Here is a 23,938-nt window from a genome sequence, read left to right on the forward strand (position 1 = left end):
TCTCGGTCTCCATGCCGGTCAGGCTTCGGCTCGACCCGCGCACCGCCGCTCCGGGCGGGCATGAGGTGCTGGAAGCCGCCGTGCAGCGCGCCTGCGCCCGCGCCGCGAAGACTGCTGCCGAGGAACTGAAGGACCGTGGCGACTATCTTTCGCTGACGCTCTCCACGCCGACCTTTTGCTGGCGCGGCGCCATGGGCCGCCTCGACCCCGCCCACCGCGCCGCGCTGGAGGCCATCGTCGCGGGCGCGATCCGCGCGGGCGTGGAGCCCGAACTCCACCGCCCCGCCGACACCGCCGCCCCCGAACCGCTGCGCGACGGCGAAGGCGCGGTGCCGGATGCCGACCGCATGGTGCCCGGCAGCTACCTCGCGCCCAGCTACGACACAGCATCGGGCGCGCACCCGGACGAGATCGTCTTCGCGGTGGAGCCCCGCGAATTCCAGATGGCGTACCCGCGTGGCTACGTCGGGCTGTTCTATCGCTTCACCACCAAAAGGGCCTTGGACGAGGCGTTCCGCAACACGATCCGCTCGCTGCTGGCCCGCCCCGCCTCGGTAGGGCGGGTCTCCGCGCCGGAAGGGCGCATCGGGTGCCTGTTCCTCAAGGACCATACGTTCTGGATCGGCCTTGCCGACTTCAACGGCGATGTCGATACGCTGACGGTCGACCGGATGTTCTCGCTCGGCAACGTCGATGTGTTCCATGTCGACGAGAACGACCACGGCAAGGCGCAGCCGAGCCCCGTCAGCCTCACCGGCGTCGGCCAGATCGAATCCGCCGCGCCGGGGCAGGACGTCGCGGCCGCGATGCGCGATCACTTCGATGCCTTCATCGAAGGCGTGATCGAGGAGAAGCGGCAGACCGCCAGGGGCAAGCTGCGCGATGCCGACGCGGCGACGCTGCGCAGGAACCTCGGCGCGGTGATCCATCCGCGCGTGGAGGCGGCGATAGCCGACGCGAAGAAGCGCAATGGCGGCGCGTCGCTGACCTTCGCCCGCTTCACGGACGGCAGCGGCGGTGTCGCCTACGGAGCGGTGCCGGACGTGATCGGCTCCGGCAGGCCGATCAAGCTCTATCCCATCGTCTACGCACACTGGGATCCCCGACTGCTGGAGGACGGCGAAGGCGGCGGCGGTGGCGGCACCGGCGCGCGGGGCAAGGGCAAGGGCGGCCCCAAGGGCAGCGGAAGCGGCACCGGCGACGGCGTGGGCGATGGCGATGCCTCGGGCGAGGCGAAGGCGCGCGCCGGGGGCGGGTCCGAGGAGGGCGAGGCCGAGGGCACGTCCGCCCGCTTCGTGTTCCCCTCCGGCCCCGGCGGCGAGCCAGTGGAGATCGACCTCGGGCCGCTGAATGGCGAACTCTCGTTCGACGACCTCGGCCCCGTCGGCGAGCGCCTGCGCGAGATGATGCGGCGCGTCGCCTTTCGCCTGTCGATGCCGGAGGGGAAGTATCCCGGCTCCTTCCTCGTCGGCGCGGCTAAGATGTGGGGCGCGCGTGCCTCCAACGCATCGGGCTTCGAAGGCGTGCGCGCGGCGACGATGACCGGCGTGATGCCCAAGGCGGACCAGTCCCCGATGGTCGCCTATACCGGCATGAGCGCGGCGGGCGTCGCGGCCACGCTGTCCCCGGTGTTCAGGCGCGTCAGCGGCGGCGGATCGCTGGGCGACGTCGATTTCGAGCCCGCCGACAGCCCGGTCCTGCGCACCATCCGTCACCTCGGCGGGACGGTGCCGATGATGACCGCGATGTCGAACCTGCTGTTCGACGCTTATCGCGACAAGGCCAACGCCGCGCGACTGGGCAGCTACTACACCGGCGATGGCGTATCGTGGCACCTGCACTTCCTGCACGAATATTCGCCGGCGATGCGCGATTCCATCGCCTTCGGGTTCAAGGTCGCGTGCAAGTCGATCCTGATCCAGCTGTGCCTCTCGTCCCGGCACGAGATCCTGCTGCGGGTGAACAACTTCGATCGCTATGCCCAGCTGGTCGAGACGATGCTGGTGCAGATGATGGCGCCGCAGGCGGAACTGCAGCTGCTGCGCAAGACGCTGACCGCCTGGCTGAACGAGAACCGCCGCACCGTCGCCAGCACGGTGGCCTCCGGCTACGCGACGTGGCGCGAGGCGCGGCAGGCGCTGACGGCGGCCATCGGCGAGGAGCAGAGCACCACGCTCCTGTACGATTCCCGCACGAAAGCGGGGCAGGCGAAAGTCGAGGCCAGGGTCGAACTCGGCACCGACGACGTGCCGCGCGTGCGCGATCCGCGCGGGCGGCGGTGGACGATGGAGGAACTGGAGCAGGCCATCGCGCTCGGCACCGGCACGGCCGAGGCCATCGACCCGCTGATCCGCAAGATCACCGACCTGCCGCAAGCCGCGATGATGGCGCAGGCCCGCCCGGACATGCTCAAGAGCTACCTGCGCGCACTGCTGGCAGAGATGCTCGACGGCAACACGAAGATCACCGCCGAAGCGGAAGGCCCCGCCGAGTTCGCCTTCCGCGCCTCCAAGATACAGGAGGACATCGCCAAGGCCGACGTGCCCGGCACCACGGTCGTGCTCGGCGGGCTGCACCTGCTGGCCCATCAGGCCATCGGCGCAAGCTTCCTCGGCGATTCCCGCTATGCCGAGGGGCTGGACCGCGCGTTCAGCGCGGAGCTGGGGCGGCAGGGCATCAACCAGTTCTTCGAATTCACCGGGATGCTGCTGCTCAGCGTCGTGTGCCCCCCGCTGGGCGCGGCGGCGCAGGCGGGCATGGCGGCGATCCACCTGCACGACGCGCACGAGCGGATGGACATGCTCAAGGGCCTGATGGACGCCGACAAGGTCTATGCCCTCGCCGACGCGGAGCTGGACCTGTTCATGGCCGAGCTGGAGGGCGCGTTCTCGTTCATTCCGCTCGCCGGAAAGGCGGCGAAGTGGGGTGCGAAAGGCACCGTCGCGGTCGTGCGGCAGGGCGTGAAGGCGGGCTCGAAGCAGATCGCCAGGGGCATAGCCAAGGAAGTCGCCGAAGAGATCGCGGACCAGCTCAAGCACGGCCTCATCGTCGCCTTCGTGAAGGAGATCGCCACCGATCAGGTCATGGGCCAGGTCGTCGAGGCGGCAATCCGTCCGGCGATGGAGGCACTGGTCAAGGAGATCGAGCTGACGGTGGGCGGCGGGAACACCAGCGGCGCGGACGGGGCCATAGCCCGCACCAACATCGAGCGCCTGCTGAATGAAGAGGGCGACAGCGACAAGGCCAGGTCCGAAGGCGCCGAACGCGCCCGCAAGGGGACGTTCTGATGGCAAGGCTCTGGCGCTTCATGAACGCCGACACCGCCTTCGACGTGGCGCGCGCGATCGAGGCTTCGGCGACGCTCAAGCGGCTGAAGACGCGCCTCTCCCGCCTGCACGGCACGGCGGGCGGGGAGATGGTGGAGGACATGGTGGTCTGGGTGATGCGCCACGCGGGCGACCACTACGTCACCGTGCGGGGGCGGCAGATCGACAAGGTGCTGCGGCTGCGGCTCGAACTGGAGGCGATCTATAAAAAAGTGATGCGCTTCGGCGACGATGCACCGTCCAAGGCCGACCTCGACGGCAATTTCGCCCGGCTGGCGAAGAAGTACAAGGAGATCGACGCCGCGCTGGCGGATGCCGCCAAGCCGCTCGAACCCTTCGTGCTGCCCCCGGCGGCGCAGGACGAACTGGCGCGCAAGTTCCACGATGCGCTGACCGGGTCGGGCAGGAGCCCGCTAACCGCTTTCGCCGAGCAGGGCACGCAATCGACCCCGCGGCCCCATGCCGCGGACTTCCTCGACAGCAGGGGCCGGGCGCCGGGGGACAAGGGCTACCGGCTCCGGGACAGCCGGGCGGGCCGCAAGGAATGGGTGGAGGATCCCAAGCGCCCCGGCGTCTACCGCCGCGCCTTCGACGGCGACGGCAGCACCGGCGAACTGCGCGTGGTCGACAACCGCTACGAACTGACTTCGGTGCAGGCCGACGGCACCAGCATCACCATCCGCGAGGAGCAGGTGAGCATCGATCCCTATGCGCGCAAGGTCTCGACCACCTCCCTGCTGAACGCGCACCACGGGGTCCAATCGCACCCGATGAAGGAGGTGTTCGGCGATTTCGGCTACGATCCCGACGCCGCGCCAACGATCTGGCTGCGCAATTCGCGCGCGGGCAGCCCGCACGGGCGCATCACCGCGATCGAGGGCCGCACCGGCCTCCACCCGACCGAACCCGGATCACGCATGACGCCGGGGCAGATCGCGAAAGCGACTTATGCCGACATGCGCCACACAGCGGCGGCGGAGATGAAGACCGTGGGCATCTCCGACAAGGCGATCCGCGAATACCTCGCCGCGCACGATCGCTACTTCATCGACCGCATCCTGCCGAACATGACGCAGGCCGAACGCAAGGCGCTGCTCGGCGGCTGGACCGAGCAGATGGCGGGGATCGTGCCATGACCGTGGACGAGCGCATCGCCGCCGTGGGCGCGGCGCTCGACGGGATGGAGCGCCGCACCGCCTCCCCCGCACCTCGCCCGGCGCTCGCGCACGCCATGGCGGACGGACGGGTGCCGCCGGAACTCGGCGCGCTCTATCAGGCGAGCGACGGGCTGTCGCTGGACGAGGGGGAGGTCTGGGATCTCGCCGACATGCTGGATTTCTCCGGGCGCGAGCGGATCGCGCGCGAGTATCCGGGCGGGGCGGCGTTCGGCTGGAACCGCTCGGACGTGGTCTTCGTGCTCGATGCCGAGGGCTCGATGCACGCGGGCGCGGGGGCGGTGCTGGGGGTGGACAGCGTCTATCCCGGACCGGAGTCCGCCGTGCTCTGCGCGCGGGACCTCGGCAGCTTCGTGACCGGCGTCGCGGCGGGAGCCCGGCCATGGCGCGCGCCGCGCCTGATCCGGCAGCAGGCCGTGCAACTCGCCGAACTGATCGCGCTGCGCCCCGACCGGGTGGACGCCCGCCCCCCGTTGTCTGCGGACGACCGCGCCGCCGCTCTCGCCATGCGCGAGGTCGATCCCGGCCCGGAACTGCGCGCCTTGCTGGACATGACCGACGGCCTGCGCTTCGCCCGCAGCGGCCTGACCATCGCCGGAGCCGGTGAGCTCTCCGCCTACCCCGGCCTGCGCCGCGCCGATGGCGCCCCCGCCGCGATCCGCATCGGTCGCATCGCCGACGGCCCGCACCTCGTCGTCACGACTGCAGGCGCGCCGCGACCGACCGATCTGGTGCTGCAGGTCCGTCCCGACGCCGACCCGCTCGCCGCGCCCGCCTTCGGGCGGCTGCTCCCGGTGCTCGCCGGATGGATCGCCTCCGACGCGGAGAACGCGCCGTGACCTCCCTTCCCCACCTCGCCGGAGCGCACTGATGGCCAGACGCAGCTTCCTCAGCAACTTCATAGAGGCCGACGTCAACGGCGTGGCCGGACTCGGCCCGCGTGCGATGCCCTCGGCGGTGCTGGCGGACGGGCCGTCGTTCATCCCGCTCTGGGCGGTGTCCTCGCTCGCGGTCGCGTCAAGCTACCACCGTCCGCCATTGGGCGCGGCGGGCTCTCGCCAGCTGTCGGACACGCACGACGATACGCTGACGCTCTCCGCCTCGCTGATCGGCTGGGACCGGTTTCTCTGGAAGGAGCGGCTGGAAAGCGTCGCCAACGCGGGGGTGCGCGGATCGGTGCTGGAGCGCATTCCCGGCGGCGGTGTCGGCGGGCTGGTGCTCGTCACCTCGATGACGATCCGCACCGACCTCTACGTCCAGTCGCTCAACCTTTCCGCCAGCGCCACCCGGCGCGACGTGATCGACGTGTCGATGACGCTCGTCCACCTGCCGCGTCCCGGCCCCCTGTCCGACATGCTCGACATGGCAGCCACCGCAGTGGGCACGCTGGCCGAGTTCGCGGTGGGATGATGGCACGCCCTCCCGCCCTTCCGCTGATCGTGCGCGCCACCGTTCCCGAACGGCCCGAGCCGCTGCCCGCATTCACCGCGACGACATCGCCGATCGCCGCCGGGCTGCCGCATGTCGTGCCGCTCGGCCCCGGCCTGTCGCTCGGACTCGTCGCACCCAGCGGCCTCGCGCGGTACTGGCTGACGGTGCCGAAGGAAGCCGTGGCGAGCGATAGCGCCAGCGCCTCGGAGCACCCCCTGCCCCTCCGGCTGCTGTTGAGAGGCAACGGCGGCGCGCTGGCGGGGATCGCCCCGCTGGTGCTCGGACCGGTGCGCTTCGTGGGCAATGCCGCACCCGGACTGCGCCTGCGCATCACCGGCTGGCGCATCCACGCCGGAAGCCTCGTCGGAGCGGCGGACTTCGGGTCGTTTGTCGCCTTCGAATGGACGCACCATGGTGCTGCGACGGCCCGCTTCGAGGCCCCGACCGCGCGGCACGCGGTCCAGCGGCGGCTCGCGGATGGCGCGTATCCCGAGGCGGCCCCCGTCGTCGCGGATGCAAGGCTGGGACCGGGCTCCGGACGCCCGCGCGGCTACGGGCGGACGTTCGCCGATGCGTGAAGTGCGCCTCTTGGACAAGCCGGGTGTCGCCGCCGCATGGTCGCTGACGATCTCGCCATCCGACCCGCAGGTCACGGCACAACTGCTGAAGGAGCGTCCCTTCCTTGGCGCAGCGCCGCCGCTGATGACCTTCGGCCACGCTACCCACTACGCCCGCATCGACGCCGATGCGCAGGTGGGGCTGGCGGCGGGCGCATTCTCCATCGCGCTGCTGCGCGCGCACCCGGAGGATTTCGACCGCCTCACCATCGCCAAGGCCGAATGCGACAGGGCCGACAAGGTGGACCTCGTCGCCGAACTCAGCCTCGGCTGGGCGACGGGCAAGCTGGTGTCGGTCGGCAAATTCGCGATCACCGCCGTCACCCCGACCGTCGAGGGCGTCGCCTACACCGTCACCCTGCAGGCGCGCGAGTGGATCGCCCATCGCCTGTCGCAGCGGCGCGTGACCGACGGGACCGGCTCCTTCCGCACCCCCGAAGAGGCCGTGGTCGGCGTGTTGAAGCAATGCGGCTTCACGCCCGGCGAGTATCGGATCCCGCCCGACCCCACGCTCCCGCCGCAACCGGAGATGCCCGCGCTGCACCTCTCGGTTGGCGCGGAGGCGCTGGGCGAGGTGCAGCGGCTCGGCCAGTTGATCGAGGGCATCCACCGCCGCGAGGGGCGCGGCCCGCTGCTGGTGCGCGGCGGCAGGCTCTGCATCGGCGTCGGTCGCGCGGTGCCGTTCTCCGACACCGGCATCAAAGCCAAGCCGATCGGCATCTCGGCCGACAACGGCCTCATCGCGCAGGCTGAGACCCGCGCGGAGCGCCGCGATCCCCGTTTCGAGTTCGGCCCGGCCAATGCCACGGCCAAGCCCGAGATGCGGCGCGGCTTCCGCCTGACGCTGGTCGGCGCGCCGGAAATCCGGCCCGGCGACGTGGTCGCCTTCCCCCTTGCCGCCTCGCCGCTGGCGGCATCGCCCGAAGGTCTGCCGATCGCGCCCGACTGGAAACAGGCGATGGAGCTTTACGTCGCCACGGTGAACCACCGGATCGAGCGCGACAGCGGCTTCATCACCATCCTCACCGGCGTAGAGGTGGAGACCACCGGCGGCAGGCCCACCTCGATCTGGGACGTGCCCTCGTCCGGTCCGGGCACCCCGGCCAGAACCGCGCCGCGCCCGCACGACGACGGCACGCCCGAAGGCGCGCTCTCCGCCTCGGTGCAGGGCACCGTCGAGCGGACCCTGCAATACCGCATGCCCGCGCAAGTGGGCGAGGTCGTCGCCGCGATGGCAGGCTCCGGGGCGGGGCCGGACCACCTGCCGCTCTCCACCGAGGTTATCGTCAACCCGACCGACCCCGACGGCACGCCGCGCCTGTCGGCACTGGGCGAGATATTCCGGGGCACCCCCTCGACAACCGCAGATATCGCCTATGCCTCGCCCTTCGCGTGGGGGCGGTTCGGGCTGGTCGTTCCGCGCTATCCGGGTACGCGCGTGATGCTCGTCCACGCGCGCGGGGACCGTGAGGATCCTGTCGATGTCGGTGCGCTGTGGCATGGCAAGCCCGGCGACGATGCCGCGCGCCCGGTGCAGGCGCTTGCGGAGGACTGGTGGCTCTCCCTCCCGACAGGCGTCGAACCCGCCGACAGGAACGAGGCGATGGCCGGGCCGGTCCTCCCCCCGTCCGACGCGCTGGCGACCAACGATCTCATCGACAGCGAAGGCAACCGCATCATTGAAGTGGGGCGGCTGCTGATCCGCGTGGGCGACAAAGCGCTCGGCCGGGCGGGCGACCGGCCCACCACCAACGGCGCATCGGACCACGCCATCGTCATCGAGCAGATGGACGGCGAGGCAAGCATCACCATGGAGCAGGACGGCACCGTGACGATCAAGGCGAAGAACGTCGCCGTCGAAGTCTCGGGCACGATGGACGTGAAGCAGGCATGACGCACGGGAGCGGATCATGAACGGGACGACCCTTCGCGCAAGGCGGCTCCTCGGCTGGGGCCCGGCCTTCGTGTCGACCGGCACCGAGGAGGATGTCGGCCAGGACATCGCCTTCGCGGACGGCGACATCGCGCTGGTTTCGGGCATGGACGCGCTGACGCAGGACTTGCGCCTTGCACTCTGCACCGGGCTCGGCACCGACCCGCTCAACCAGGCCTTCGGGTCCGATGCCTTCGCCGCCATGTTCGAGGAGAGCGACCCGATGATGCTGCGCGAGCGCATCCGCGTCGCCGTGATCCGCGTGCTCCAGTCCGACGCCCGCATCCGCCGCATCGTCGAGGTCAGCATCGACGGCGAGTCGCGCCCGTTCGCAGGCCCGTCCGGCGCGGGATCCGCCGCCGAACGCACCACCGCGCTTTCCGTCGTCGCCGTCTTCGAGACGGTGCTCGGCGAATACGCCACCATTGCCATCGAGGGGTTGCCGAATGCCTGAAGCGGACACCGTCGCCATCGACCCTTCGGCCATCGCCGAGGCCGACCTGCGTGACAGCGCGGGCGGGGCTTACGGCCTCACCGCGCAAGGCTTCAACCCCAAGCCCTACGCCCGGCTGGTGGCCGAGGGCCTCGCCCGCGCGCGGCTCTATTTCGGTGACGACGTGGACGTGCGGCCCGGCTCCGTGCTGCGCCGCATGGTCGAGATGTCGGCGCTGGAACACGCGCGGACCCACGCCACGCTGGCCGGGCTTTACGACAGTCTCTTCGTATCGAGCGCGAGCGGAGACGCGCTGTCGCGGCTGGGCGAGGAACTCGGGCTGCCCCGCCCGGAACTGCAGGCGAGCGGGACCGTGTCCGTGACCCTCGCCGCGCCGCTGCCCGCGGGCGGCTTCGTCATCCCAGCGGGCGCGCGGCTGCTGAGTGCGGGCGGACACCACGCCGCCCTGTCCGAAAGCGCGCGCTTCACCGAGGGGCGCACCACCGTCACCGTGCGCGTACAGGCCTTCTATCCGGGCGCGGGGCACAACCTCGACCCTGCCGTCCCTGAGGCGAAGCTGGCCTTGTGGAACCCGGTGGACCCGGCGCTCGACGGCCTGCGCGAACTGGCCGAAGCCAATGCCATGGCGTCGGAAGCGGCCGCAGTCATCGCCCACACCGCGCCGCTGACCGGTGGCGAACTGCTGTGGAGCGACGCGCGTTACCGCGAACTCGTTCTCTCCGCGCCCCGCTCGATCTGGAGCGTCGAGGCCATGCGCACGGCGGCGCTGCTGGTGCCCGGCGTGGAGGCAGTGCAGGTGATCGACGAGTATGGCGGACTGGACCTCGACCGCTCGATCTTCGGCAACTTCAACTTCATCCAGAACCTGTTCTCCGCCGCGCGCGACTATGGCTCCAGCTACGCGTTCCGGGTGCTGGTGAAGCCCTCCCCGGCGGCGATCTGGGAGGGTGCCGACGGGCTGCGCGCCTCGGTTGCGGAAGCGCTGGAGGATTTGCGGCCGATCGGCATCTTCCCCGATATCCGGCAGGCCGAGGAAGTCGGCGTCGCCATCCATGCCCGGCTCGTCGTCAGGGGCGAGCCGCTGCCCGCCGGGGACCGCGCCAGCGTCAACGCCTCGCCTGCCGCGATGGCGCTCAAGCAACGGGTACTCGACCGGGTGCGCGCCTATGTGCGCGGGCTGTCGTTCGGAGAGCCGGTGCGCGCGGCGCAGGTGACGTGGGCAATGCTGAACGAGCCGGGGATCGAGGACGTTCTGGACCTGCATCTGGCCCGACTTCTGCCTTCGCCATCGGCATTCGATTTCGCGACGGCGGTGTCGGATGCCGCGGCTTTGCAGGCTTCGCTGCTGCCTGAGAACGACAACATGACGCTCAGCCGCGATCAGGTGGCGGTCTTCGTCGATGACCCGTCCGGGCTCGAGATTCTCTAGGAGCCCGCCGATGGACACCGCCCTTCTTCCCGCCGATCCGTTCGCCGCCAACATTCTGGCGCGGCTGGCGCAGGACATGACCGGGCCGGCGAGTGCGGCCGCGCGGGTGGAGATGGTGACGGTCGGAAACGGCGGAATTCTGGGACTTGAGGCGCCTTTGCGGGAGGCGGCGATGTTCCTTGCGCTGACCGCCGACCTTGGGCCGGAGCCGCTGCGGGTGGCGGCGCGGCTCATGTCTCCGGGGCCTGTGCGTGACCTGGAACCGCTGATTTTCGCGGGTTGGTCCGAGGCGGGGACGGTGCTGCCGCTCCATGTTCCGGTCGCCGATCCCGCCACGGAGCTGGTCGGACCGTTCCGTATCCGCCTCGAACTGACCGGCCCGCAGGGTGTACTGAACGACACCGAGGTGCGCCAGAGCGTCACCGGCGTGCTGCTGTCGGGGCGTCTGGGGCGACTGATGGCGCTTCTGGATGCGGAGACGGTGGCCCTGCGCCGCCATGCCCGCGCGGTGGGTGCGGCGCGCCACATCGCCACCGCCGAGGGCAACGCGCTCGACCGGCACGGCGGTGACCTCGGCGTCGCGCGATTGCGGACCCGACCGACGCTGGCTGCGGACGGCACCGTGAGCACCGTGGACCAGCCCGAGGCCGATGCCGACTACCGCCGCCGCCTCGCCCTCTATCGCAGCGTCGCCTTTCCCCGCCGCGCCCAGTACGACGCGCGGCTGGGGCCGCTCGGTCCGGTGGCGGACATGGGCTTTGCCGGGGCGCTGCACCTGCTGGAGAACGCCAACCCGTTCTCGGTCGCCGTATCGCTCGTCTCGGTGGATGCGGACGAGACGAAGGCGCGGGCGCGGCGGCAGGCCTTCGTCGACTACCTGCGCAAGTGGGTGCTGGTCGACGCCGGGGGTGCGCTGCCGCCCGAGCGCAGGCTGTCGTCCGAGGATCGCGCCGGGCTGGAGGCGCTGATCGCCCGCTTGCAGGCACGCGTCACGCTGACCGCGCCCGATGCCGCCATGGCCCCGGACCTCGCGCGTGGGCTGGACCGGCTGGCGGGGCTGCTGGAGGCGCTGGGCATCGCCGAGAAGCCGCAGCTGCTCCGCGCGCTCGATCCGGATGGCGACCCGCGTCACGCCATGGGCCTCGGCATCGCCATCGCGCCGCTTGCCGCCGCGACCATCGCCGCCGTACATCAGGCCGTGCAGACGGGCGCGAACGTGGCCGATCCAGCCACCCGCGCCACCTTCCGCGCGCTGGAGCCGCCCGCCGCGCCCGGGGACGACCCCACCGGCGCGTGGATCCTGCGCGCCTGCGGGTTCCGCACCGTCCACCCATCGGCGGCAGGCGAGCTGTTCCTATCGCACCTCGGCACCGGGGCACTGGCGATCGCCGGGCAGACGCTGCTCCATCCGGGAGCGGCAGGCGGCGCGGCGACGCAGGATTTCGCCGCCAGCTTCGTGCCCGCCGCCGGAGCCGCGTCATCCGCCGTTCTGGCCGGAGCACAGGCGCGCGCGGCGGAACGCCTGCCCGGCGTCACGGTGAGCGCCGACCCCGCCCCCCCGCTCGCCGCCGCGAACGCGCCCGACGCCGCCGCCAGCCTGCGCCTGCGCGCCGCCGGGCTCCCGGTGATCGACGACTGGCAGCCGATCCGCGACGCGCTCGCCGCGCTGCCCGCCGATGCCTGGACGCTGCTCGCGCTCCCCGCCGACACCGCCACGGCGCTGGCCAACGGCGACGACGCCGCATGGCGCACGCTCGGTGAGCTGGGCGCGGACCTGAGGCGCGCCGGGGCTGCCGCCGCCGTCCCGCTGTTCTCCCCCGGCACCGCAGCGCTGCTGGTCTCCACCGTGGCGCTGCCGGTGGCCGGGGCCAACCTGACCGGCAAGGCATCGACCATGTACCGCTGGTTTCTGTCCCCGGTCGACAAGTCCGCGGGCACGCCGTCCGCCAACGGCGAAGTCCCGGCGCGCCTCACCCGCGCCACGGGGACGGCGACGCAGATGGTCGCGCGCGGGGTGGGCCTCTACGCCGTCGTCGTGCTCGGCTACCAGCGGCTCGGCGGCACCGATCCCTACGAGGTGCGGGTGGAGGCCGGGGACGGCGATCTCCTCTCCTTCGCACAGTACGAGATGCTGATGAACATGCTGGCGCTGCGCAATCCCGCCGGCATCGAGATCAACACCTGGCCGATCCGCCGCTTCCACGTCGCCGCCGACGACGGCGCGCTGACCCCGCTCGATCCTTCCGCCGCGCGCACATGGCGCCGGTTCCACCGCCCCCGCCGCGCGGGCTCCCCTGCCCCGGAGACAAGCCATGGCTAGTTTCGACACCATCCTGAAGACCAGCTACGACCTCGACACCACCGAGGTGTTCAAGCTGCTCGACAAGTACGAACTGACCGACGCGCAGAAGTCGGTGCTGGCGGTCTCGATCATCCAGGACAAGATCGGCGGATCGCGGCGGCGCTTCAACTACTCGAAGCCGCTCGCCTCGACCGACGACGACTGCGAGCCGGAATTCGCCCGCACTTTCATCCATGCCGACTGGCAGGACGGCGAGGACGTCGTCTCCGCCGAAGGCTCCAACGGGGACGAGGGCTTCAACGCCCGCTTCCACAAGATCGAGGCCGATCTCGACGCGCTGTCGCGCGATACCTCAGGCCTGTTCGAATGCATGATGGAACTGCGCGGCCAGCTTTCGCTGCTGCTGGAGGAAGTGCGCGCCGAACTGAACCGCATCAACGCCGACATCCACGATCTCTCGCCCAAGAGCGGCGACGTGACCCTGCCGCCGATCCGCTTCCCCGGCGAGGTGTTCCAGCCGAAGAAGCCGCTGGAGGTGCTGCCCTATCCCATTGATGTCGGCCCCCTCGATCCCCGTGTGCGCGACCCGCGCGTGATCTACCCCGGCATCGCCAGTGAACTGATCGCCAGCGACAAGGTCTGGACCCCGCGCGACGATGCCACCGTGGGCCTGATCGGCGGCATGAAGGCGACGCGCATATCGGAAGGGGTGTTCAACGGCGGCAAGGTGGAGCTGTGGCAGACCCCCATCGGCACCGTGCTGACGCCCGTCGCCGCTGCCGCCGCGCCCAAGGCGGGCTACCTCGACCCGCGCATGGAAGTGGCGGGGCGGATCGGCGCATGGTCGGTCGAGAACGCCGACAAGGTGAAGGACAAGTTCGGCGGGCAGGCCTTCACCAAGGCCGATCTCGAACGTGAGTTCGGCACCGAGGACATCGGCGGCGGCGTCATGCTGCGCGACGCGCTCAGGAACGTCGACGCCTCGGCCAGCTTCGCCAATACCGACGAGATGGCCGACAAGGTCGTCACCACGCGCGTGGAGGAGATCAGGGCGGCCGGCGCGGACACCATCGCCGGGATCGGCGCCGTCGGCCTCCATGCCGGTGAGGCAGGCCCCGGCGCCGCCGCCATCGACGCCTTCGCCGCCGCCACGCCCGAGGAACGGCAGGCGCTGGCGGGCGCGGGCATAAAGACCGTGGCCGACCTTGCCGCCGCCGATCCCGCCAAGGTCGCGGGCGCGCTCACCGTCGGCAACGTTTCGGCCGATGCGGCCAAGGTCAGCGCGGGCCGCCTGCGTGGCATCGCCACCGCCGTCGGCCGCCTGCGCGGGGGTTAGGACATCGGGAGATGGCAGCAAGGTCGATAGCGGTCGAGTACGACGTGTCCACGCAGGTGGGGCAGCCTTCGAGCCCCTACGACGGCTACGATCCGGGCGGGATGTGGTCCCAGGTCTCGCTCGTCGTCTCCACGCGGGCGGCCTGTACCGTCAACGGGCAACGGGCGGCGTGGAAGGCGGTCGCGAAGTTCAGCTACACCGGCACCAAGGGCGGCTCGTCCTCCAGCACCTCGATCCCCGTGGAGGTGACGCTGACCGGCAGTTCCACCGCGCTGACCGTCGACGGCCAGCCACTCCTGCGCGACGGGGACAGCAAGTCGGACCGCTTCGGCAACACGATCCGGGTGAGCGCCAGCGGCCCGCTGCGATCGGAGTGAGGGGGGGTGACCTTCCAACCTCCCGCCCCACCACCCCATATGGTCATCCCCGCGAAGGCGGGGACCCATCTGATGCCCGTGCAATAGGCTCAGTCAGGAGATGGGTTCCCGCCTTCGCGGGAATGACGGACTGGGTTTGACCGGATGACATCCTACCCCAACACCCCGTCGCCCATGCGAAGGCAGGGGCGATGGAGATTTGAGGGCCAATCCGGTTCGTCATTGCGAGCGCAGCGAAGCAATCCACGGTCGCGCGCCGTTCGTGGATTGCTTCGCTACGCTCGCAATGACGAAGGGCGGGGCCACCTCCCCCTAGCCATTCGCCCGATTGCGCCCTCGCCCGCGCCCGCCCCACACTCTCCCCGCGAACCACAACAGGCATGACGGGAGAGACGATGGACCGCGCATTGTTCCAGCAGGCGTTCTTCGTGAACAGCATCGACGAGGCGGCGGCGAAGTGGGCGCAGGCCTTCGGCGCCGGGCCGTTCTGCATGGTGCGCCACCACCACTGCGACGAGTTCACCTATCGCGGCACCGCGAACGAGGCGGACGTGTCCTACGCCTTCGGCTACCTCGGCGACCTGATGATCCAGTTCATCGAGCAGCATGACGAGAGCCCCTCGATCTACCGCGACATGTATGCGCGCGGTCAAGAGGGGTTCCACCACGTCGCCTACCTCGTCTCCGACTTCGCGGCGGAGCGGCAGCGGTGGATCGACATGGGCTATCCGCTCGCGACCGAGCTGTGGGCGGACGAGGTGAACGCGGCCTACTTCGACACGCGCAGCCTCAACGGCGGCTTCACCGAGATCCACGGCGACCCGCCGCACATCATGGGCCTCTTCGCGCACTGGAAGCGGCTGCACGATGCGCGGACGGACGAGACGCCGCCGTGCTACGAGATCGAGGACCTGTCGTTCTACCGACGCGCGCCGCTGCTGCCTCTTACGCCCTGAGCCACCCAACCACCGTCATTGCGAGGCCCGCAGGGCCGCGGCAATCCAGCGGCGCGCTCCGTGCCGGATTGCTTCGCTGCGGTCGCAATGACGATGGTGAGGCGAAGGGCGGGGTTCCTACGCCCTGAGCCGCAGCGGGTCCGCCTGCGCCTGCCACACCGCCTCGCAGGCCATCTCCGCCGTGATCGCGGAGAGCGTCCAGCCGAGGTGGCCGTGGCCGGTGTTGTAGAACACGCGCGGGTGCTGGCCGGGGCCGACGAAGGGCATCATCGTCGGCGTCATCGGCCTCAGCCCCGCCCAGGGCACCACCTGGCGCGTACACATGCCGGGGAAGTGCCGCTCGCTCCAGTCCACCAGCGGACGGATGCGGTCGGCGCGGATGTCGCGGTTGAAGCCGTTGAACTCCGCCGTCCCCGCCACCCGGAACCGCTCGTCGCCGAGGCGGCTGGTGACGATCTTGGCATCCTCGTCGAGCAGGCTGACGCGCGGGGCGGCGGCCTGACTCTCGGCATCGTTCAGCATGACGGTGATCGAGTAGCCCTTGACCGGGTAGATGTTCACCCGGTCCCCCAGCTTCGCCGCCAGCGCCCGGCTGCCGACGCCCGCGCAGACCATCAGCATGTCGCCCTCGACAAGCATTTCCGCACCGAGATCATCGGTCGACAGGTCCTGCAGGCGGCCGGTATCGGATCCTTCCCCAAGGCCGCCCGCCGCCTGCAGTCGCACCGACACACCGTCGGAACGAAGCGCTATGCCGTCCACCTCCCCGCCCAGCACGAACCGCGCGCCCATCCGCGCGCAGGCCCGGGCGAGGCCGGTGGTGAACTTGTGAATGTCCCCGGTCGAATCCGACGGGGTGAAGAAGCCGCCGCGAAAATCGCCGGTCAGCGTCGGCTCGATGCGGGCGATGTCGGCGGGGGAGACCTCGTCCCGTTCCAGCCCGCCCTCGCGCAGCAGGTCGTTGCCGCGCCGCGCCGCCTCGAACGTCTCGGCGTTGCGGTAGAAGTGGAGGATGCCGCAGCGCGACAGGTCAAAGTCGATGCCCTCGCGCTCGGCGATGTCGAACAGGTGGCGGCGCGCGGCGATGGCGAGGCGGGTGGTCTCCACCGTATTGGCGCGGTGCCTGCCGATGGCGCCCACGAATTCGGCCATCCACGAATACTTGTGGAGCGAGGGGCGCGGGTTGAACAGCAGCGGCGCGTCGGGGCGGAAGATCCAGCGCAGCCCCTTGGCGATCGTCGCCATCGAATTCCACACTTCGGCATTGCTGGCCGAAAGCTGCCCGCCGTTGGCGAAGGATGTCTCCATCGCCGGATAGCGGTGCCGCTCGACCAGAGTGACCTCGTGCCCGCGCCCGAGCAGGGCATAGGCGGCCGTGACGCCGGTGATACCGGCGCCGATGACGATGATGCGTGCCATCTGCGTGTCCCTTCGCATGAAGGAGGATGTCGGAAATGGAAAAGAGCCGGCCGGGGCAGTTTGATCTTGTCAGGGTGTTCGCACCCCGGCCGGTGGCGCAACTGGGAGGCTAGCTGCCTGCGCCCGAGGTTTCGCGACCCGCGGCTTCGTAGTCTATGCCAAGCTGCTGCAGGTAGGAGTCGTACTTCTTCGGATCGTAGTACTGGCCCTGCATCGCCGGACGCATGAGCCCCATCGTGCGCGCGTTGCGGTCGATGGCGGGCATGTCGGTGGCGGCAATCAGGGGATCGTACTTCTGGTCCTTCAACTGGACGTCGCGCATCCAGGTCTTCGCCTGAGTGACGAGTTCGGGCGTCGTCATCAGGTCGAGGATGGTCATCGCCACCGCCTTGGCGCCGACGACGGTGCCCTTGTGCGCGATCGGCGTCGCCATCGCCATCGCGGCGGTGGCGTGGTGGAAGATGACGTTGGGGACGTTCGCCGGATAGCCGATGGTGACGGTGGGCACCGTCCACATCACGTCGCCGATGTCGTCCGAACCGCCGAAGCTGGCGTTGCCGCGCGTCTCGGGCGTGGAGAGCGGGGCGACCTTGTCGGCCAGCGGCTCCACTTTCAGGTGGTTCTTCACCTGCACCGCCTTGGCGAAAGCCTGATCGGCGGCGGACCACTGCGGCACGCCCACCGTCTGGATATTGGCGTAGAGCGCCTCCGCCAGCGGCTTGTTGCCGTAGTTCGGCGCCGCATAGCCCAGCACCTTGCGGCTGACCGTGGTGCCCGACGCCAGCGCCGCCGCCTCGGCCACCTGGTTGCCGGTCTCGTAGAGGTTGCGCAGCGTGCCGAAGTCCTTGTCGCGGAAATAGTACCAGCTGCTCGCGCGGTCGGGCACGACGTTGGGCTGGCCGCCGCCGTTGGTGATGACATCGTGCGAACGCTGCGAGAGCGGCAGATGCTCGCGCCGGAAGTTCCACATGACGTCCATCAGTTCCACGCCGTCGAGCGCACTGCGCCCTTCCCACGGGGAGCCTGCGGAGTGCGCGGTCTTGCCCTTCCACTCGTACTCGACCGAGATCAGCCCGGTCAGGCCGAGGTCGCCCCAGCCGGTGCCGAAGCCGGTGTTGACGTGCGCGAAGATGGAGGCGTCCACGTCCTTGAACATGCCCGCGCGCACATAGTACGCCTTGGTCGCCAGCAGTTCCTCGGCGACGCCGGGCCACAGCATCAGGCGACCCTGGATGCCGTGCTTGGTCATAACCTGCTTGGCGGCAAGCGCGGCGGCGACCATCAGCGGCATGCCCGAGTTATGGCCCTCCCCATGGCCCGGAGCGCCCTCGATCAGCGGCTTCACTTCCGCCGTGCCGGGCGTCTGCGAGACGCCGAGCAGCCCGTCGATATCACTGCCGAGCGCGATCTTCGGCCCGCCGGTGCCCCACGTCGCGGTGAACGCGGTGGGCACGCCGGCAACGCCGCGCTCCACCTTGAAGCCGTTCTTTTCGAGGATGCCCGCAAGGTATTCGCTGGTCTTCACCTCCTGGAAACCGGGTTCGGCGAACGAGTAGATCTGGTCGACCATGACCTGGATCTGCTTGCGCTGCGCCTCCACGGCGGCGACGACTTCCTGCTTCATCGCCGGATCGGCGGCGGCATGCGCCGTGCCGGGAGCGATGGCCACGGAAGCCAGCGCTGCGGCAATCAGCGAGCGGAGCAGCCCGGTGGGGCGGCGTGGCGCGCTGGATTGCCGCGGCCCTTCGGGCCTCGCAATGACGAACGTGGGGGAAGCGGCGTTGCCTGCAATACCTTCGACACTGCCTCCCAAACCTTCGTCATTGCGAGCGAAGCGAAGCAATCCAGCGCGGTCTTGCACAGGGTCGGATTGCCGCGCGGCTTCGCCGCTCGCAATGACGGCGGTGGAAACGACAGTGACAGAGTCCATGATGCCCATGCCTCTCACTCCGCCGGCTTGGTCAGGGTGGGGTACTTGACGCCCAGCTGGTCGAGATAGGTCGGGTACTTCGCCGGATTGTAGTAGTACTTCTCCATCATCGGGCGATAGAGCTGCATGTTGCGCTCGTTCAGCCAGATCGCGGGCACGTCCTTGTCGGTGAGGACCGGCGCATAGGTGTCGGTCTTCAGCTGCACATCGGTGAAGTACGCCTTGGCGTCCGCGATCAGCTGCGGCGTCGTCACGAGGTCGAGCACGGTCATCGCCACCGCCTTGGCCCCGGCTTCCACGCCCTTGTGCGCGATCGGGGTCGCCATCGCGATTGCCGAGGTGGAGTTGTGGCCGATCATGTTGGGGATGTTCGACGGGAAGCGGATGGTGATCGTCGGCACCGCCCACATGATGTCGCCGATGTCGTCCGAGCCGCCGCCGGTCGAGGGCTTGCGGTTCTCTGGCGTCGAGAGTTCGGTGACTTCGGTCTTGAGCGGCTCGATCTTGCGCTCGTTGTAGGTCTGCGCGGCCTTGGCGAAGGCCTGATCGTCCGCCGACCACTTGGGCATGCCGACGGCCTTGATGTTGGCATAGGCGGCCTCAGCGATGGGCTTGTTGCCGAAGTTGGGCGCGGCGTAGCCCAGCGTCTGCTGCGTCATCGTGGTGCCGGTGGCGAGGGCTGCGGCCTTGGCGATGTCGTTGCCGGTCTCGTAGAGCTTGCGGATGTCGGAGAAGGTGCGCTCGCGGAAGAAGTACCAGATGCTGGCCTTGTCCGGCACCACGTTGGGCTGGCCGCCGCCGTTGGTGATGATCATGTGCGACCGCTGCGTCAGCGGCAGGTGCTCGCGCCGGAAGTTCCACGCGACGTCCATGATTTCCACCGCGTCGAGCGCGCTGCGGCCTTCCCACGGCATGCCCGCCGAGTGCGCGGTCTTGCCCTTGAAGGTGTATTCCACCGAGACCATGCCGTTGTTGCCCATCTCGCCGTAGCCGGTCGAGAAATCGGAGCTGACGTGGGTGAAGATCGAGGCGTCGACGTCCTTGAACATGCCCGCGCGCACGAAATAGGCCTTGGTCGCCAGCAGTTCCTCGGCGACGCCGGGCCACAGCATCAGGCGCCCTTCGAGGCCGTGCTTGGTCATCACCTTCTTGGTGGCGATGGCAGCGGCGACCATCAGCGGCATGCCCGAGTTATGGCCCTCGCCATGGCCCGGAGCGCCTTCCACCAGCGGCTTGAGATACGGCAGGCCGGGGGTCTGCGAAACGCCGAGCACGTCGTCGATATCGCTGCCCAGCGCGATCTTCGGGCCGCCCTTGCCCCAGGTGGCGGTGAAGGCGGTGGGAATGCCCGCGACGCCGCGCTCCACCTTGAAGCCGTTCTTTTCGAGGATGCCGGTCAGGTACTCGCTGGTCTTCACTTCCTGGAAGCCGGGTTCGGCATAGCTGAAGATCTGGTCGACCATGACCTGGATCTGCTTGCGCTGCGCCTCCACCTCGGCGGCCACTTCGTCCTTCAGCGCCTGCGGAGCAGCGGCGTGTGCGGGGACACCGCCCATAACGGTGGAGGCAAGGGCAGCAGCCAGAACCGCCTTGGTCGCGGCGCGCTTGAACGTCTTCATCGGGGGAACTCCTCTGGCCTCAACGGGCATCCAAAACTTTCGTCATTGCGAGGGTAGCGAAGCAATCCAGCGGCCTTCCACGGCACTGGATTGCTTCGAAGATCATCAGAACTCGATCTTCGCCGAGACGCGGAAGGTGCGGCCGATCACGTCGTAGCGGCCACGGTTGGTCTGGGCGTAGGCGGGCACGTTGTTGCCGTCCGGACCGTTGCCGACGAGCACCGGGTCCTTGTTCAGCAGGTTGTTGACGATGAAGGTCAGGTGCCCGATGCCGTCGCCCATGGCCGGGAACTTGAAGTCGACCGATGCGTCGAAGTAGACCGCGCCGTCGATCGAGTTGTCGTTGATCGTGCGGTACTGCGCGCTGCTGGTCGGGCAGTCGCCGCTGCACTCGATCCAGTCGTTGCCGTAGACGCCGTCGGTGAAGCCGCGCGCCACCAGGTTGAACGTCACCGGATCGATGTCGTAGAACGCGCTCAGGCGGTAGACCCAGTTGGGCGAGGCATACGTGCCGCCCGCCAGCACGCCGGCGTAGTCGATCGGGAAGCTGATGCCGTCGTCGATGACGTTCTCGATGTAGTGCGTCGCCTGACCGTGCAGGCGCAGGGTGCCGGGGCCGACCTGCGTGGTGTAGCTCGCCTCGATATCGAAGCCCTTGGTCTTCTGGCGGGCGAAGTTGATCGGCGTCAGGTCGATCGTGCTCAGCTGACCGTTCACGAAGTGGATGTTCGGGCAGTAGGAGGTGATGCCCTGCTCGTAGCACAGGTCCACCGTCTGCTGCGCGGTGATGGAGCCGATCGCGTCCTTGATCTTGATCTGGTAGTAATCGAACGAGAGCGAGAAGCCCGGCAGGAACCCCGGCTCGAAGATCGCGCCCAGCGTCCAGCTGTCCGCCACTTCCGGCTTGAGCGCGCGGTTGCCGAAGGCGTTCTGCACGAACTGCAGCGATCCGGTCTGCGGCGCGTTCGCGCCCGTCGGGATGATGACCGAGTTGGTGCGCGCGGTGCCCGCCGCGAACAGCTCGTCCAGGTTGGGCGCGCGGATGTCGTGGCTGATGTTGCCGCGGAAGCGCAGGGCGTCGATCGCCTGCCAGTTCGCGCCGACCTTCCAGGTGCCGACCCAGCCCGAGGTGGAATAGTGCGTGCCGCGTGCGGCCGCGTTTATGTTCATGCCGTCGAACACCGGCACGTCCACTTCGAGGAAGCCCTCGTAGACGTCGTACTTGCCCTGGTTGACGCGGAAGTTGCCGTAGAGCCAGCCGGAGTTGTGGATCGGGTCCACCTCGCCGTTGATCTGCTCGCGCCGCCACTCGACGCCGGTCGCGAAGGCCACTTCACCGGCGGGCAGGGCGAAGGCCTTGCCCGAGATCGTCGCGGCGGCGACGTCCTGCTTGATGGTCTGGTGACGCAGCGGCTGGTAGCCGTCCATGTAGATGTAGTCGAGCGCAGCCTGCGACGGTCCGCTGGTGCCAAGGCGGTCGATGGGCACGCAGCCGTTGGTCGGGTTGGCGAGCGTCGAACGGCACACGATGTTGCCCGAACCGTCGAACACCGCATCCTGCGCCAGCGCCATGCGGGCGTTGTTCCAGGTGTTGGTCAGCTCCTCGCGCGCCTTGGTCACGCCCTTCTGGTAGTAGACGTCCCAGGCCATCGGCTTGCTGAACAGGTCGAGGTTGCCCTTGGCGCCGATGACGCCGCGATAGACCTCGCGCTTGATGTTGCTGCCCGGGATCGGGAAGCCCGCGTTCGACGTGCCGATGGTGATCGACTGCAGGGCCCGCGCCGCCATGTCCGCCGCCACGGTGGGGTACTGGCTGAGGAGGTAGGCGTTGTCGCGCTGGATGGTCACGCCGGTGCTGGGCGTCTGCTGGTACGAACTGGCGCTGACCGAGCGGTTGTAGGAGAACTGGCCGAAGATCTCGATGTCCGGCGTCACGTCGAAGCCGATGCGCTGGAACGCGCTCAGGCGCTCGTCGAGGGGGACGAGGGTGTTGGTGCCAAGGTGCCCGTCGAGCGTCGTCTGCCAGTCGCCGCCGACCATCCAAGGGCTGGCGAGGGTGCCGAAGTTGAGCTGGCTGGTCTGCCCGTCACCCAGGAAATAGGTGCCGCGCAGCGGGCCGCTGGTGATGAGGCCGCCTGCGGTATAGCCCGCCGGGCCGATGCCGCTGCCGACATAGCGCTGCGGCTGGCCGTTGGTGGCGGTGTAGGCCGGGTTGTTGATCTGGAAGTAGCCGCCGTTGTTCCAGTCGCGGTCGATCCCTTCCTCGCGCGTCTGCTTGAAGTAGGAGACATTGGTGAGGAGGTGCAGCCTGTCGTCCAGCAGCGAGAAGCCTGCCGTGCCCGAGAAGCGGTAGTTGAAGGCGTCGCCATAAGTGGAGATGCCGGTGTCCGCGCCGAGCTTGAAGCCCTTGTAGCCGGTGTCGAGGATGAAGTTGACGACACCGCCCACCGCGTCCGAACCGTAGGCGGCCGAGGCGCCGCCGGTGATGACCTCGACGCGCTTCACCAGATCCTGCGGGATGGTGTTGATGTCCACGGTGCCACCCACGGTCGATGCGACCGAGCGCTGGCCGTCGACCAGCACCAGCGTGCGCCCGACGCCGAGGCCGCGCAGGCCGATCGAGTTGATGCCCGCGCCCGCGTTCGACAGGCCGCCGGAGGAACTGCCCGAAGTGCCGCTGCCGGCGATGGCGGGAAGCTGGTTCACGAAGTCGGAGATGTTGGCGGGGGCCTGCGCGGCGATGTCCGCCTCGCCCAGCACCGCCACCGGAGTTGGCGCGCTATAGCCATCACCGACGATGCGCGAGCCGGTCACGACGATATCGTTTACGGGCTCCTCGTCGGCCGGGGCTCCCTGCGCGAAGGCCGGGGCGGCGGCAAGCAGCGGCGCGGCCACGCCTGCCAGCAGTAGGGCACGGACCGAACGCGCTGTAAAGGTTTCCATGGCGCCCCGTGTCTTCGAGGTCATGACTGCATTGCGCATCGCGAAAACTCCCTGTGACTGAATCCCTCGCCACAGGCACCCTCATGTCCCGATGGATGGAGAAAGCATCGATCCGACAGGCGCACGGGTGCGCTCACCGCCCTCGCGGTGCCGCCCTGCGGCGGATCATCCATCGAACCGTATTCCCCGCCCTCGCCGAACCGTCCTTGAATGGTTCGAGAGGGGCCATCATCCGGCAGTGTCGGCTTGGATTTCGGTTTTGCCCCCGAACCCGACTGCTGCCCGATGACGTCGATACTATCTGGAAGGGGGCGAACGATCCCACGAAAGTTCAGGCTATTTGCAGCGCCAGTTGATGGATTTCGATGCCACGACGACCATCGACGCAAGAAAAATGCACGACGCGAAACCCGTGCGCATTTTTTGAAAGCCCGAACCGCAGTGATTCGCGAAATGCAGCGCAGCATTCCGCTGCGGTTGCCCGAGTTCCCCAAGGGTTTGCCGGTCGATGCATGAAATCAGCGCCATATTTGCCGGTCACGCAGGAATCCTTCAACGGCATGCGCGACAAACCCGATAAGTTCGGGGAACCTGCGCCCGGTTTCGGCTAGGCTTTGCTGCATCGGCGAGATGAAGGGGTCCACGCTCTCGCCGCAAGTTCCGGGAACGGAACCATATCCAGACAAGGGGA

The 23,938-nt window shown here is 69.1% G+C and carries 17 protein-coding genes; 12 read left to right on the forward strand and 5 right to left on the reverse strand.

The window, feature by feature from the left end; all coding sequences use genetic code 11:
- The first annotated feature begins 11 nt into the window (after positions 1 to 11).
- The 12 genes from LO787_RS09515 (at position 12) to LO787_RS09570 (ending at position 15,336) form a co-directional block, all read left to right on the forward strand.
- A complete protein-coding gene (locus LO787_RS09515) occupies positions 12 to 3,287 on the forward strand; it encodes a hypothetical protein (RefSeq protein ID WP_232495589.1) in 3,276 nt (1,091 codons plus the stop codon).
- The gene (locus tag LO787_RS09520; RefSeq protein WP_232495590.1) at positions 3,287 to 4,462 is read left to right on the forward strand and encodes a hypothetical protein; all 1,176 of its coding nucleotides are present in this window, start codon (positions 3,287 to 3,289) and stop codon (positions 4,460 to 4,462) included. The genes LO787_RS09515 and LO787_RS09520 overlap by 1 nt, the downstream gene beginning before the upstream one ends.
- On the forward strand, positions 4,459 to 5,340 hold the full coding sequence (locus tag LO787_RS09525; RefSeq protein ID WP_232495591.1) for a hypothetical protein: 882 nt from the start codon (positions 4,459 to 4,461) through the stop codon (positions 5,338 to 5,340). The genes LO787_RS09520 and LO787_RS09525 overlap by 4 nt, the downstream gene beginning before the upstream one ends.
- A 31-nt stretch (positions 5,341 to 5,371) precedes the next feature.
- On the forward strand, positions 5,372 to 5,911 hold the full coding sequence (locus LO787_RS09530) for a hypothetical protein (RefSeq protein WP_232495592.1): 540 nt from the start codon (positions 5,372 to 5,374) through the stop codon (positions 5,909 to 5,911).
- Entirely contained in the window at positions 5,908 to 6,510 is a 603-nt protein-coding gene (locus tag LO787_RS09535) for a hypothetical protein (RefSeq protein WP_232495593.1), read from the forward strand. The genes LO787_RS09530 and LO787_RS09535 overlap by 4 nt, the downstream gene beginning before the upstream one ends.
- Complete coding sequence (locus LO787_RS09540; RefSeq protein ID WP_232495594.1) at positions 6,503 to 8,443, forward strand: hypothetical protein; 1,941 nt, start codon at positions 6,503 to 6,505, stop codon at positions 8,441 to 8,443. The genes LO787_RS09535 and LO787_RS09540 overlap by 8 nt, the downstream gene beginning before the upstream one ends.
- Positions 8,444 to 8,459: 16 nt before the next feature.
- On the forward strand, positions 8,460 to 8,936 hold the full coding sequence (locus tag LO787_RS09545) for a hypothetical protein (RefSeq protein ID WP_232495595.1): 477 nt from the start codon (positions 8,460 to 8,462) through the stop codon (positions 8,934 to 8,936).
- Positions 8,929 to 10,365, forward strand: coding sequence for a baseplate J/gp47 family protein (locus tag LO787_RS09550; RefSeq protein ID WP_232495596.1), 1,437 nt, complete (start codon positions 8,929 to 8,931; stop codon positions 10,363 to 10,365). The genes LO787_RS09545 and LO787_RS09550 overlap by 8 nt, the downstream gene beginning before the upstream one ends.
- 10 nt (positions 10,366 to 10,375) lie before the next feature.
- Positions 10,376 to 12,685 (forward strand): hypothetical protein, encoded by a 2,310-nt coding sequence (locus LO787_RS09555; protein ID WP_232495597.1) that lies wholly within the window; start codon positions 10,376 to 10,378, stop codon positions 12,683 to 12,685.
- Positions 12,678 to 14,003 carry a hypothetical protein gene (locus LO787_RS09560; RefSeq protein WP_232495598.1) on the forward strand — a complete coding sequence of 442 codons (1,326 nt, stop codon included), beginning with the start codon at positions 12,678 to 12,680 and terminating at the stop codon, positions 14,001 to 14,003. The genes LO787_RS09555 and LO787_RS09560 overlap by 8 nt, the downstream gene beginning before the upstream one ends.
- 11 nt (positions 14,004 to 14,014) lie before the next feature.
- Positions 14,015 to 14,380 (forward strand): hypothetical protein, encoded by a 366-nt coding sequence (locus tag LO787_RS09565; protein ID WP_232495599.1) that lies wholly within the window; start codon positions 14,015 to 14,017, stop codon positions 14,378 to 14,380.
- A gap of 395 nt (positions 14,381 to 14,775) precedes the next feature.
- On the forward strand, positions 14,776 to 15,336 hold the full coding sequence (locus LO787_RS09570) for a VOC family protein (RefSeq protein WP_232495600.1): 561 nt from the start codon (positions 14,776 to 14,778) through the stop codon (positions 15,334 to 15,336).
- A 117-nt stretch (positions 15,337 to 15,453) separates the two neighbouring features.
- Here LO787_RS09570 and LO787_RS09575 read toward each other — a convergent pair whose 3' ends face one another.
- The 5 genes from LO787_RS09575 to LO787_RS09595 all read right to left on the reverse strand — a co-directional run bounded on the left by LO787_RS09575 (position 15,454) and on the right by LO787_RS09595 (position 23,788).
- Positions 15,454 to 16,755 carry a D-amino acid dehydrogenase gene (locus LO787_RS09575; protein ID WP_232495601.1) on the reverse strand — a complete coding sequence of 434 codons (1,302 nt, stop codon included), beginning with the start codon at positions 16,753 to 16,755 and terminating at the stop codon, positions 15,454 to 15,456.
- 109 nt (positions 16,756 to 16,864) lie between these two features.
- On the reverse strand, positions 16,865 to 18,424 hold the full coding sequence (locus tag LO787_RS09580) for an amidohydrolase (protein ID WP_420847796.1): 1,560 nt from the start codon (positions 18,422 to 18,424) through the stop codon (positions 16,865 to 16,867).
- A gap of 275 nt (positions 18,425 to 18,699) precedes the next feature.
- The gene (locus LO787_RS09585; protein ID WP_232495602.1) at positions 18,700 to 20,304 is read right to left on the reverse strand and encodes an amidohydrolase; all 1,605 of its coding nucleotides are present in this window, start codon (positions 20,302 to 20,304) and stop codon (positions 18,700 to 18,702) included.
- A gap of 105 nt (positions 20,305 to 20,409) precedes the next feature.
- Positions 20,410 to 23,247, reverse strand: coding sequence for a TonB-dependent receptor domain-containing protein (locus tag LO787_RS09590; RefSeq protein ID WP_420847814.1), 2,838 nt, complete (start codon positions 23,245 to 23,247; stop codon positions 20,410 to 20,412).
- 331 nt (positions 23,248 to 23,578) lie between these two features.
- Positions 23,579 to 23,788: a hypothetical protein gene (locus LO787_RS09595; protein WP_232495604.1), complete on the reverse strand. Its 210-nt coding sequence runs from the start codon at positions 23,786 to 23,788 to the stop codon at positions 23,579 to 23,581.
- Between the last annotated feature and the right edge of the window lie 150 nt (positions 23,789 to 23,938).

The sequence above is a fragment of the Novosphingobium kaempferiae genome, assembly GCF_021227995.1.
GTDB lineage: Bacteria > Pseudomonadota > Alphaproteobacteria > Sphingomonadales > Sphingomonadaceae > Novosphingobium > Novosphingobium kaempferiae.

Excerpts from the sequence above, each read along its gene's own strand:
- LO787_RS09515 (WP_232495589.1), top strand. The coding sequence starts at position 12 with ATGCCGGTCAGGCTTCGGCTCGACCCGCGCACCGCCGCTCCGGGCGGG.
- LO787_RS09520 (WP_232495590.1), top strand. The coding sequence starts at position 3,287 with ATGGCAAGGCTCTGGCGCTTCATGAACGCCGACACCGCCTTCGACGTG.
- LO787_RS09525 (WP_232495591.1), top strand. The coding sequence starts at position 4,459 with ATGACCGTGGACGAGCGCATCGCCGCCGTGGGCGCGGCGCTCGACGGG.
- LO787_RS09530 (WP_232495592.1), top strand. The coding sequence starts at position 5,372 with ATGGCCAGACGCAGCTTCCTCAGCAACTTCATAGAGGCCGACGTCAAC.
- LO787_RS09535 (WP_232495593.1), top strand. The coding sequence starts at position 5,908 with ATGATGGCACGCCCTCCCGCCCTTCCGCTGATCGTGCGCGCCACCGTT.
- LO787_RS09540 (WP_232495594.1), top strand. The coding sequence starts at position 6,503 with ATGCGTGAAGTGCGCCTCTTGGACAAGCCGGGTGTCGCCGCCGCATGG.
- LO787_RS09545 (WP_232495595.1), top strand. The coding sequence starts at position 8,460 with ATGAACGGGACGACCCTTCGCGCAAGGCGGCTCCTCGGCTGGGGCCCG.
- LO787_RS09550 (WP_232495596.1), top strand. The coding sequence starts at position 8,929 with ATGCCTGAAGCGGACACCGTCGCCATCGACCCTTCGGCCATCGCCGAG.
- LO787_RS09555 (WP_232495597.1), top strand. The coding sequence starts at position 10,376 with ATGGACACCGCCCTTCTTCCCGCCGATCCGTTCGCCGCCAACATTCTG.
- LO787_RS09560 (WP_232495598.1), top strand. The coding sequence starts at position 12,678 with ATGGCTAGTTTCGACACCATCCTGAAGACCAGCTACGACCTCGACACC.
- LO787_RS09565 (WP_232495599.1), top strand. The coding sequence starts at position 14,015 with ATGGCAGCAAGGTCGATAGCGGTCGAGTACGACGTGTCCACGCAGGTG.
- LO787_RS09570 (WP_232495600.1), top strand. The coding sequence starts at position 14,776 with ATGGACCGCGCATTGTTCCAGCAGGCGTTCTTCGTGAACAGCATCGAC.
- LO787_RS09575 (WP_232495601.1), bottom strand. The coding sequence starts at position 16,755 with ATGGCACGCATCATCGTCATCGGCGCCGGTATCACCGGCGTCACGGCC.
- LO787_RS09585 (WP_232495602.1), bottom strand. The coding sequence starts at position 20,304 with ATGAAGACGTTCAAGCGCGCCGCGACCAAGGCGGTTCTGGCTGCTGCC.
- LO787_RS09590 (WP_420847814.1), bottom strand. The coding sequence starts at position 23,247 with ATGGAAACCTTTACAGCGCGTTCGGTCCGTGCCCTACTGCTGGCAGGC.